This window comes from Thiospirillum jenense (genome assembly GCF_014145225.1).
Classification (GTDB): Bacteria; Pseudomonadota; Gammaproteobacteria; order Chromatiales; family Chromatiaceae; genus Thiospirillum; species Thiospirillum jenense.
This window is the reverse complement of record NZ_JABVCQ010000047.1, coordinates 1-11,480: the sequence shown is the minus strand read 5'-3', so window position 1 is coordinate 11,480 and position 11,480 is coordinate 1. Positions and strand designations below refer to the sequence as shown.

Genomic DNA, 11,480 nt, shown 5'->3' with positions numbered 1-11,480 from the left:
GATGTTCAGACCTTAAAAAACAAAGTGCAATATTTTATTGAAAAATTTAATCAGCAGTTGTTAATTGGGTTAGATGATCTTGAAAAACTCGACTACTCTATTAAATGGAGTAGAGATTTGAAAAGAAATGCCTTCAGCAGCGCAAAAACAGGATTGCAATACAATCCCAAATTATTGGTTATGTCTTTATGGCGACCATTTATGAAAAAGCGGTTTTATGCTGAATTTTTAGTGAGTGATGTTTTCACTAAATTGCATTATGCAATTCATGGTCAAACATTAAGCCAACGGAATTGGATTATTAACATTTCTGGTGGTTCAGCTATGAAACCGTTTCAAGTGTGTAGTTCCAATCAACCAACTGATTATGAATACGTTGAAAAAAACCAATGCCTCCCGCTTTACACTTACTCCGACGACGGCACTCAACACGACAACATCACCGATTGGTCATTAAATTATTTTCAACAGCAGTATCACGACGCCAGCATTACTAAACGCGCAATTTTTGACTACGTTTATGCGGTATTGCACGACCCGCGCTATCGAGAGCAATTCGCGCTCAATTTGAAAAGTGAATTCCCGCGTATTCCAATCCATCCCGATTTTTGGGCATGGTCGCGCATTGGTGGTGAATTAGTGCAATTACATGCTGAGTTTGAAACGGTGCAGCCGTGGCCATTAAAACGGGTAGAGCAGGAAATAAAAACGCTGCCCAAATGTCGGTTAAAAGCGAATAAAACTGATGGCACGATTGAAATTGACAGTGCGACCACGTTAATGGAAATTCCCGCCGTTGCTTGGGAATACCAACTCGGCACCCGTTCGGCATTGGAATGGGTATTAGATCAATACAAAGAACGGACGCCCAAAGACTCGACCATTCGGGCGCAGTTTAATACTTATCAGTTTGCCGATTATAAAGAACAGGTAATCGAGTTATTGGCGCGAGTGTGCCGGGTGAGCGTGGCGACGGTGAATAAAATGCAGCAATTAGCGCAATTAACTTGGTTATCTACCCACTAACGACCAATTGCCCGATGTCCAATATCACGCCGATAAAACGCGCCATTGAATTGAATCTCCGCACAGGTAGCATAAGCGCGTTGTTGAGCGGTGATTAAATCATTCCCCAACGCAGTAACGCACAATACCCGCCCGCCTGCCGTGACCAATTGATTCGCATCATTGAAACGAGTACCAGCATGGAACACTTTGCATTCGGTATTTTTATTATCAGGCAGCCCACTAATCACATCGCCACGTTGATATTCATTCGGATACCCACCCGCCGCCATTACCACACCCAATGCCGGACGCGCATCCCATTCCGCTGTCACGCGATCTAATTCACCATTGGTTGCAGCCAGACATAATGACACAAAATCACTGCGTAAACGCATTAAAATTGGTTGGGTTTCTGGATCACCCAATCGGCAATTATATTCAAGTACAGACAGCGTTCCATCGGGCTTAATCATTAAACCGGCATATAAAAAACCACAATACGGCCGCCCTTCATATTCCAATCCCACTACGGTTGGCTGAATGACCTCACGCATAATACGATCATACAATTCGGGCGTCACCACTGGCGCAGGTGAATACGCACCCATTCCCCCCGTATTCGGTCCCTGATCGCCATCATCCCGCGCTTTATGATCCTGCGCGGTGGCTAATGGCAAAATATGACGCCCATCCACCATTGCAATAAAACTCGCTTCTTCACCCTGCAACCATTCTTCAATAATAATTCGTTTACTCGCCGCACCAAAGCGTCGCCGCCCGAGTAAATCGTGAATAGCCAATTCAGCAGTTTCCATATCCGGCGCTAAAATAACGCCCTTACCTGCCGCCAAGCCATCCGCTTTAATCACCACCGGCGCACCCGTTGCATGTAACCACGTCAGCGCCTCGTGTTCATTATTAAAACTTTGATAAGCGGCGGTCGGAATGCCATGCCGCGTCATAAACTCTTTGGCAAAGGTTTTTGATCCTTCTAATTGCGCGGCCGCTTGCGTTGGACCCAAACAACACAAGCCCGCTATTGTAAAAATGTCAGTGATCCCTGCCACCAATGGCGCTTCAGGGCCAACAATGGTCAATCCAATTTCATTAGCATGTGCAAAGTTAATTAACGTGCCATGATCGCTCGGATCAATGTCCACGTTAATAATGCCACGCTCGCCGGCCGTTCCCGCATTGCCCGGCGCGACAAAAACCATTTCGGCTAATAATGATTGGCGAATCTTCCAGGCTAATGCGTGTTCACGGCCGCCGCTGCCGATAATTAAAACGTTCATAAACCATTCCTAATAAAAATCAATTAACACGGTAAATGCGCATCCGCCAATGTACGCAATTGCGCTTCGGTCACTGTAGCAAGTGTTGCAATGACCCATAAATCAAAAAATGGCGATGGGCGCCGCCGTCAGATCATTGAAATAAACCCGGCTGCTTTTAATGTACCCAATAAAACACGCATCGTAAATCCGCACCGATGCGCCATAAATAAATTGCCCTTTGCCAATGATGGGCGATAACCATAAAGAATATCGAGCGGTGTCACTGCACCAGCGGGCGCTGTATAGGCAACTTCAGTCAATTTATTATCCGCCACTAATGCACATACCGCTTGCAAATCAGGACAAGTAATGATTGCAAATCCGTTTGATTTCAAAACCCGCTTGAATTCAGCTAATGCAATTGGCACTTCATGCGCATATAAATGCTCGATATTATGACTTGAATACAGCGCGTCCATTGATTCGGTGGAAACGGTATTCATATCTAGCATAGTCCCAATCACATCTGGCGCCACAGATGAATCAATATCAAGCCGGACTTCTTGCCAATCATCAGTATTAAATCCCGCTGTCGTTTGTGCTTTATGTTTTTGACCGCAGCCGACGTGAAGAAATGTTGGCATTCAATTAAACTCGTATGATTCAATCGTTTGAATGACGCGAATCAAGTGGTGTCACAGTTGATTCAGACCGCCGATGAAAAGCAATGATTCCACGCTTGCCAAGACTCGACCGCACGAAATGAACAATCTCCATTGTCACCGCACTGGGATAATCATTTTCTGCTTGCGTTAATGCGTCGGTTAATAATAGCCCGGGGCGCGTGAATAACCGATAAACCGCTTTAATCTGCTGCCGCTGTGCGGCATTAAATCCATTACGCCGCAGCCCAACTGTATTCAAACCAATAATACGCGCCCGTTGACCATTCGCTAATACAAACGGCGGCACATCTTGCGTCACACCACTCACTCCGCCAATCATACAATACGCACCAATACGACAGAATTGATGCACCGCCACTTGACTCGATAAAAACGTATGATGCGCCAATTCAACATGTCCACCGAGCGTCGCGGCATTGGCAAAGATATTATCATCACCGACTTGGCAATCATGGCCAATATGCGCTTGAGCCATGAGATAATTGCGATCACCAATTCGCGTCCCGGCCGGATTTTTCATACCACGACTAATGGTGACGCCCTCTTTGAATTGATTACCATTGCCAATCACCACTGGTTTTGATTGATCTGATTGAAAACCCAGCGCCTGCGGTTCACTACCAATCACACTGCCGTGTCCAATCCGATTATCACTACCCAAGCGCACCATACCATAAATCCGCACACAACTTTCAATCATACAATCTGCGCCAATCACAGCGCCAGATTCAATAATGGAATACGCACCAATCTGCGCCGTTGGATGCACATCAGCGCCGGTTTCAATAATTGCAGTGGGATGAATTGCCATGATAATTTAACGACGTTTGAATTAAACCAGCGCAACGCTTTAATTAATGCCGGAAATGCCGCATTCCAGTTAATATCATCGCCATACCATGTTCATTCGCAGCGTTAATCACTTCTTCATCACGCATTGACCCGCCCGGATGAATCGCCGCAGTAATCCCCGCCGCCGCGGCCGCGTCAATTCCATCACGGAATGGAAAGAACGCATCCGATGCCATTACCGCACCACGCACTTCTAATTGCGCATGTTCGGCTTTAATAGCCGCAATACGCGCTGAATTAATACGACTCATTTGCCCCGCACCCACGCCAATTGTCATTTGATTATGCGCATAAATAATCGCATTTGATTTAACAAACTTCGCCACCTTCCACGCAAATAATAAATCACGCCATTCATCATCCGTTGGCGCACGATTAGTTACGGTACGCAATTCACCATGCAATGCCAAATCGGCCGTCTGCACTAATAATCCACCAGTGACGCGCTTGAAATCGAATCGTGCCACCCGCTGTTCAGTCCATTCGCCACAGGCTAATAACCGCACATTCTTTTTATTCGCAATGATCGCGCTCGCCGCTTCACTCACTCGCGGTGCAATAATCACTTCAACAAATTGCCGAGCCACAATCGCCTGCGCCGTCTCTGCATCTAATTCACCATTCACCGCAATAATGCCGCCAAACGCCGATTCGGGATCGGTGCTAAATGCGCGTTCATAGGCATTTAATAGCGTTGTACCTTCCGCCACACCGCATGGATTGGCATGTTTAACAATCACGCAAGTCGGCGCTGCGGTGAATTGTTTAATACATTCCAATGCCGCGTCCGTATCAGCGATGTTATTAAACGATAATTCTTTTCCCTGCAATTGCCGCGCACTCGCAACACTCGCTTCGGTTTGAGTTGATTCAATAAAAAATGCCGCATCTTGATGCGGGTTTTCACCATAGCGCAATGCTTGTTGTCGTTGCCATTGCAAAGTCAAAGTACGCGGGAATGCACTGTCGCTATTCGGCAATTGCGCCCCTAAATAATTCGCAATGGCGGCATCATAGCGGGCGGTATGTTCAAAGGCTTTCACAGCTAAATTAAACCGCAGCTCATCATCCACGCCGCCATTGTTTTCAGCCAATGCAGATAAGACAACCGAATAATCTGCTGCATTAACAACCACCGTCACTGCCGCATGATTCTTTGCCGCTGCCCGCAATAAAGTTGGGCCACCAATGTCGATGTTTTCAATTGCTTCGGCTAATGCACAATTGGGATTCGCAACCGTTTGTTCAAACGGATATAAATTGACCACCACCAAATCAATCCGCCCAATTTCGTGCGCAGTCATTACCGTATCATCTTCACCGCGCCGCCCTAAGATGCCACCGTGAATTAACGGATGCAGCGTTTTAACCCGCCCGCCCATCATTTCAGGAAAACCGGTGTAATCGGCCACTTCAATCACCGCCACGCCATGATTTTTTAATAGCGTTGCCGTGCCACCAGTGGTCAAAATTTCAATTCCTTTTGCAGATAATGCCTGCGCAAATTCCAGAATACCGGTTTTATCAGACACACTAATTAAAGCGCGTTGGATGGGGTAAATCGCCATAATTCATTACTCGTGATGATGAAATAAAGCGCAAGCATTGAATGATAATGATACTGATTAGTCAATTTGCAATGCCTGCAATACGGCCGCCTGTTGTTCAGCAGCGGTTGTAAGATTTAATAATTCAGGACAGACGGCGGCAAGACTAGGAATGCTGCATCCATACCATTGTAAATGCTTGCGCGCAATTCGCAACCCGCGTTGTTCACCATAAAACAAATAGAGCGATTCTAAATGAGTCATAATTGTCTCGCGCATCGTTTCTAATGACGGATTGGGTAATAACTCGCCCGTTGTTAGATACTGCCGTATTTGCGCAAATAACCAGGGCCGCCCTAATGCCGCCCGCCCAATCATAATTGTATTTGCACCCGTTTCATTTAATACCGCCAGCGCCTGTTGCGGTGAAGTAATATCGCCATTTGCCGCCAATGGTAATGAAGTGAATTGCTGGCGTAATAACCGCAAACTCAAATGTTCGGCGGGCGTGGCATAGCCACAGGCGCGAGTGCGGCCATGCACAGTTAATAACGCCACGCCGTAATCATTTGCCAATTGACCAATACGATCTAAATTGCGTTGTTGCGGTGACCAGCCGGTACGGGTTTTAACCGTAATTGGTACATTCACTGCACGAGTGACGCTGGCGAATACTTGACCAATGCGCGTTTCATCGCGTAATAATGCTGAACCGGCCGTTAATTGACAGACTTTGCGCACTGGACAGCCGAGGTTAATATCAATGATTTGCGCACCTTGATTCACACAAAAGCGCGCCATTTCGGCCATTGCTAATGGTTCACTACCGACGATTTGCACCGCCTGTAAGCCAAGTTCACTGTTATAAGCCAGCCGTTCTTGACTGGTGCGTGTGGTGCGTAATGCGGGATTGGCCGCGACCATTTCTGAATAAGTTAATGCGGCGCCGAATTGATAACAAAGCTGGCGAAAGGGTTGGTCAGTAATGCCCGCCATTGGCGCTAATAATACCGGAACATCCAACAGATAATTGCCAAGTTTTAATGGTGCAAGCGGTGTTGTCTGCATTAGACAAATAAATAAAATCCGTGTCTAATTGAATGATAGTTGGGTTAGGCAATCAATAATCAAATACACCTAACCCAACTGGTTGGTTGCAACCTAATGTAGCGGACTTAACAACGTAGGAATCGTTGCAATTGCCGCATCGCGTGTCGCTGGATCAGCGGTGACATTCAATAAAATGTCATAGCCAACTTGACGCAAATAGGCTTGATCGGTATCAGTCAATTGACCATACACAATGCCATGTTGTGCTTGATAATCGGCGAATGCCAAGCCAACTTCAACGCGGTGCGCAAATCGTGTCATATCCGCCTGCGCATCTGGACTGGGATTATCCCATCCACCGAGTAGCAAGGTAATAATCATTTGATTGCGGGTAAATTGGCTCGATTCTAATCGCTCTAACCAATAATTATAACCAGCAGTATCAGCACCCCGCCCAAAGAGATTGCGATAGAGGGCATCAATAAAACGACCATAGCCGTCGCTTTCAGGATATTTCGCCGTGACTAATGGCTGATCGAAAAAACTTTGCGCGACAGTGGTTTGATTCCAGACAGAATCGGTCTCAATTCTATTTACCCAGTATTGCAGCCCTTCATTATCTGGTGCATACCCCTGCGTGGCAATATAAATCTCGGTCACTTGCCATGCGAGACTTTCGCGTGTGAATACGGTGCCATTAAATAATGCCACGACCTTTAATGATTCGTTGAGCGTTATCGTGCAATTCGTTTCATTACCAGTACAGGCACCGCCCCAGCCAATAAACTGCGCATCAGTTCCCGGGGTTGCCGTTAATGTAATGAGCGTATCAGGCGCATAATAATTGCTACAGTTTGCATCGCAGTCAATACCTGCCGATTCACTGGAAACTACACCGTTACCAATGACCACTGTCGTCAATTCGTATTGATCGGCGGGTGCGATGGATTCAAATTTGACACTGGCCGATTGGGCTTTATTCAAAGTTAATTCACAGGTTGGCGCTGTACCAAAATCAGCGCAGGCGCCATCCCACCCAATAAACTGGTTATTTGCCGCCGCAGTGGCAGTGAATATCACCGTTGCATTCGCGGCGAAATAACCGACGCAACTGCTATCACACTCAATACCAGTTGGTTCACTGGTCACTGATCCTGATCCAATCACGGTCATTGCAAATGGCATCAATCTAAAATTAGCTAATACCGTTTGTGCTTGATCTAATGTGACGGTGCAGGTGGGTAAACTGCCATGACAGGCGCCGTCCCAATTGGCAAAGCGGTATAGATCATCGGGCGTGACTGATAATTCAACGACACTGCCGGCGGCGAAATGTCCATTGCAAATTGTGCCGCAATCAATACCAGACGGTTCACTGGTAATTTTGCCATTCCCGCTTTTTATAACCGTGAGATTAAAATGATCGCTTGGAATAAACTCAGCAATTAAAGCACGCTCTTCAACGACGGTGAATTCATACAGCGGCGTATTCTCCAGCGGTTCATTTTCTTCCCACCAGCGCATAAATTGCCAGCCCGGATTTGGAATAGCGTGTACGGTTGCCATGTCACCAGATGTATAGTCGCCTGCACCTTCAATCGTGCCACCTTCTATTGGTTGCGCCGTGACGTTAATCGCATACTGCGCCGTGTCAATGTTCAGCGCGAAATGCACTTCAACTGCTGCATTTGCAATTAAATCGGTCACTTCTTGATCTTGTGTATACCCAGGTTTAAATGCTTTTAATGCAACAAAGCCGGCCGGAACATCAGTCAACGTATAATGACCTTCGGCATCGGTCAGGGTTGCCACATTACCCAATGTTGATACCTGACAATCGCCAATTGGTGTGCGGGTAGATTCATCAATCACCGTGCCGGTAATGGTGCCAGTTTTTGCGAATGCAGTGGGGTTAATTAACAGTTTAATAAAATCAACTGCATAACCATCACCGGCGCCGGTGGTGACATCATCAAACTCAATGGCAATTGCGCCGCTCTGGAATAGATATAAATACTCTTGGGGAATAGGCACGGTAATTAACTTGCCAATGGGGCCAGTTTGCACCAATGAGTTAATCGCCGCTTCCAGAATTGGAATACGCACACCGTTAATTTTCACGCGATAGGATGCGCAGAAATAAGGTGCTTGAAAATCATCAACAAATAATTGCAAGGCGGCGGATGAGATCGTTATTCCAGTTAGCGCACTCGCATACTCTAAAGCAATAGGAATAACGACATTGCCCGGACGGAGTGTATTGCTGGTGTAACCATCACGACCGCAGGGCGTATTATCTCTAACATAGCTATAACTTGAAATGACACTAATACGGTCGGTGCCCGGCGCATCTAATGGATTATTGACCCAGGGATAGGCGTGTACGGGGGTATCTTCACCGGAGAATGGATCAAATCGTAATGGCCAACCAAAGCCGAGGTTATCAATGTCGCCAACGCGCACCATTAACTCGGCCTCGGGCGTGTTGTTTAATACAACAGATTGTGCATTCCAATTGCCATCATTCGCCGTGACCGTGACTTCTGCATTCACGCTACGAGTGCCAGCAATCAATAATACAAGGATTATTGCAGGGAGCAAAACAGACCAACGAGGTGTGAATTTATTAATCAATAGTCGCATACATAAAACCCTCATTAATAATTCAAATACCAATACGTTAATGTTTCTCGATTTGATGTACCACGTTTTTTAATCACCCCCACCTTATTAACCAACTCAGTTTAACAACTATACATGTACGGATCAGGACGTCTAAACTTTTTAATATCGAATAAATTAGGATTAATCAGGCTTTCATCATACTGACCGCGACCGTTTAATGCCGCGATCAGTGATTTCACAATGATACAACTGTGAATTAGGGTTTAATGACTAGCCGACCCTTCCGCACCAATCCCGGTTTCACATCGTACCCGCTGTGCATCATAAGCGGCGCGATCTATTTTAGCGCGTTCGGAACGGTCGAATACCGAGAACAGCCAAATAAAGAGAAACGCCAACGGAATAGAGATAATTGCCGGATTGTCGAGGGTAATTAAACCAACGCTGACTTCTTTACCAGCTGCATCTAATATCTTATGACCGAGGACATCACCCCAAACTGCTTTAGACAGAATGGTTAATACCACCGCGCTAATTAACCCGACAAAGCCACCGATCATTGCCCCGCGAGTGGTCATTTTACTCCAGAAAATAGACGCAACTAATACGGGGAAATTGGCACTGGCGGCAATTGCAAAGGCTAATCCGACCATAAAGGCGACGTTTTGACTTTCAAACGCAATGCCTAATCCAATTGCCACTAAACCTAATCCAAAGGTGGCAATTTTTGAGACGCGCAATTCGGTTGTTTCATTACTGCGACCACGGGCGATTACGCTGGCGTATAGGTCATGTGAAATGGCTGAAGCGCCGGCTAAGGTTAATCCCGAGACCACCGCTAAAATAGTTGCGAAGGCGACCGCCGAAATAAACCCGAGGAATAAATTGCCGCCTAATGCTTCGGCTAAACGAATAGCGACCATATTGGTACCACCGTCTAATCCTTTTACCAATTGGTCTTTAATCACTGCTCCATCGGCTAATGCACCCGCTTTGAAAAACTCGGGATGTTGGGACAATAATACGATGGCGGCAAAGCCAATAATAAAGGTTAAAATGTAGAAGTAGCCAATAAATCCAGTGGCATAAAACACGGATTTACGCGCTTCTTTGGCATCAGGTACGGTAAAGAATCGCATTAAGATATGCGGCAAACCGGCGGTGCCAAACATTAATGCCAAGCCTAATGAAATGGCATTGATCGGGTCTTTGACTAATGAACCAGGCGACATAATAGCGGCGGCTTTTGGATGCGTTTCAACCGCTTGGCGGAACATTTCTTCGGGTGAAAAACCGAATGCGTAGAGCGCCGCACCTGCCATGAAGGTTGCGCCAGAGAGTAATAACACGGCTTTAATGATTTGCACCCAAGTGGTGGCGGTCATGCCACCAAAGATGACATAGACCATCATTAAAATCCCGACGATGAACACGGCTATCCAGTACTCTAAACCGAATAAGAGCTGAATGAGTTTGCCAGCGCCAACCATTTGTGCAATCAAATAAAACGCGACGACAATGAGTGAAGAAATCGCTGCCATTGTGCGGATTTGCGTTTGGCCAAAGCGGTAAGAGGTGACATCGGCAAAGGTGAATTTGCCTAAATTGCGCAATTGCTCGGCAATCATAAACATAATGACTGGCCAGCCGACGAGGAAGCCGATGGAATAGATCAGTCCATCATAACCAGTGGCAAAGACCAAGCCAGAAATCCCTAAAAAGGAGGCAGCGGACATGTAATCACCGGCAATGGCTAATCCATTTTGAAAACCAGTAATGCCGCCACCAGCGGTATAGAACTGTTTAGTGGTACGGGTGCGCTTTGCTGCCCAATAGGTGATGCCAAGTGTAATGGCAACGAAGGTTAAAAACATGCCAATGGCGGTGTAATTTAACGGTTGTTTTTCAACGTCACCGCTAATACTTGGCGCCGCGATGATAAATGCTGGGGTTAATAAAACTAATAATAATCCCCAGCGGATGTTGGAGTGAGTTTGCATTAGTTGCATTGCACATCTTCCCGAATCTGTTTGGTGAGAGCGTCAAAATGACTATTGGCACGCGCAACATACAAACCCGTCAAAATAAATGCGCTAATGATAATGACGACGCCAACTGGAATACCAATGGTGGTCACAGCGCCAGCAGATAATGGCGTACCTAATAATTGCGGTGCAAAGGCAATCACTAGAATAAAACCGTAATAGATCAGTAGTATTAACATGGTGAGATTCCATGCAAAACAGCGGCGCGAACAAACCAGTTCTTGATAGCGCGGATTTGCCTTCACTGCCGCAACTAAATCGTTGTGCATAAAGATTTCCTGTTGTAAAAACAAGGTTAATAAAAATGGTTGATTATCATTATTCAAGCGCAATTGATGGTGCCATGCTGTAAGCTGCCATCACAATGAACAACAATTGAAAATTGAATAA

Annotated in this window: 9 protein-coding genes; 1 reads left to right on the top strand and 8 read right to left on the bottom strand. The window is 46.1% G+C overall.

The annotated features are described in order from the left end of the window. Positions 1-1,026: type ISP restriction/modification enzyme (locus HUK38_RS13885; RefSeq protein WP_182584930.1), on the top strand; the 1,026-nt coding region annotated here is incomplete at its 5' end. On the opposite strand, the gene purD is transcribed toward HUK38_RS13885, so the two are convergent. The 8 genes from purD to HUK38_RS13845 form a co-directional block, all read right to left on the bottom strand. Then, complete coding sequence (gene purD / locus HUK38_RS13880) at positions 1,023-2,303, bottom strand: phosphoribosylamine--glycine ligase (protein WP_182584929.1); 1,281 nt, start codon at positions 2,301-2,303, stop codon at positions 1,023-1,025. The genes HUK38_RS13885 and purD overlap by 4 nt on opposite strands. Positions 2,304-2,431: 128 nt before the next feature. Further along, positions 2,432-2,929, bottom strand: a complete 498-nt coding sequence (locus HUK38_RS13875; protein ID WP_238787682.1) for a class I SAM-dependent methyltransferase — start codon at positions 2,927-2,929, stop codon at positions 2,432-2,434. 19 nt (positions 2,930-2,948) lie between these two features. Next, positions 2,949-3,782, bottom strand: a complete 834-nt coding sequence (lpxA, locus tag HUK38_RS13870; protein ID WP_182584928.1) for an acyl-ACP--UDP-N-acetylglucosamine O-acyltransferase — start codon at positions 3,780-3,782, stop codon at positions 2,949-2,951. Between the two features lie 43 nt (positions 3,783-3,825). Then, complete coding sequence (purH, locus tag HUK38_RS13865; protein WP_182584933.1) at positions 3,826-5,385, bottom strand: bifunctional phosphoribosylaminoimidazolecarboxamide formyltransferase/IMP cyclohydrolase; 1,560 nt, start codon at positions 5,383-5,385, stop codon at positions 3,826-3,828. A gap of 63 nt (positions 5,386-5,448) precedes the next feature. Beyond that, a complete protein-coding gene (gene dusB / locus HUK38_RS13860; RefSeq protein ID WP_182584927.1) occupies positions 5,449-6,438 on the bottom strand; it encodes a tRNA dihydrouridine synthase DusB in 990 nt (329 codons plus the stop codon). Between the two features lie 93 nt (positions 6,439-6,531). Next, the gene (locus HUK38_RS13855; protein WP_182584926.1) at positions 6,532-8,973 is read right to left on the bottom strand and encodes an InlB B-repeat-containing protein; all 2,442 of its coding nucleotides are present in this window, start codon (positions 8,971-8,973) and stop codon (positions 6,532-6,534) included. 335 nt (positions 8,974-9,308) lie between these two features. Further along, complete coding sequence (locus HUK38_RS13850; protein ID WP_182584932.1) at positions 9,309-11,045, bottom strand: cation acetate symporter; 1,737 nt, start codon at positions 11,043-11,045, stop codon at positions 9,309-9,311. Beyond that, entirely contained in the window at positions 11,045-11,359 is a 315-nt protein-coding gene (locus HUK38_RS13845; RefSeq protein ID WP_182584931.1) for a DUF485 domain-containing protein, read from the bottom strand. Before HUK38_RS13845 ends, HUK38_RS13850 begins: the two co-directional genes overlap by 1 nt. Between the last annotated feature and the right edge of the window lie 121 nt (positions 11,360-11,480).

Excerpts from the sequence above, each read along its gene's own strand:
- purD (WP_182584929.1), bottom strand. The coding sequence starts at position 2,303 with ATGAACGTTTTAATTATCGGCAGCGGCGGCCGTGAACACGCATTAGCC.
- HUK38_RS13875 (WP_238787682.1), bottom strand. The coding sequence starts at position 2,929 with ATGCCAACATTTCTTCACGTCGGCTGCGGTCAAAAACATAAAGCACAA.
- lpxA (WP_182584928.1), bottom strand. The coding sequence starts at position 3,782 with ATGGCAATTCATCCCACTGCAATTATTGAAACCGGCGCTGATGTGCAT.
- dusB (WP_182584927.1), bottom strand. The coding sequence starts at position 6,438 with ATGCAGACAACACCGCTTGCACCATTAAAACTTGGCAATTATCTGTTG.
- HUK38_RS13850 (WP_182584932.1), bottom strand. The coding sequence starts at position 11,045 with ATGCAAACTCACTCCAACATCCGCTGGGGATTATTATTAGTTTTATTA.
- HUK38_RS13845 (WP_182584931.1), bottom strand. The coding sequence starts at position 11,359 with ATGCACAACGATTTAGTTGCGGCAGTGAAGGCAAATCCGCGCTATCAA.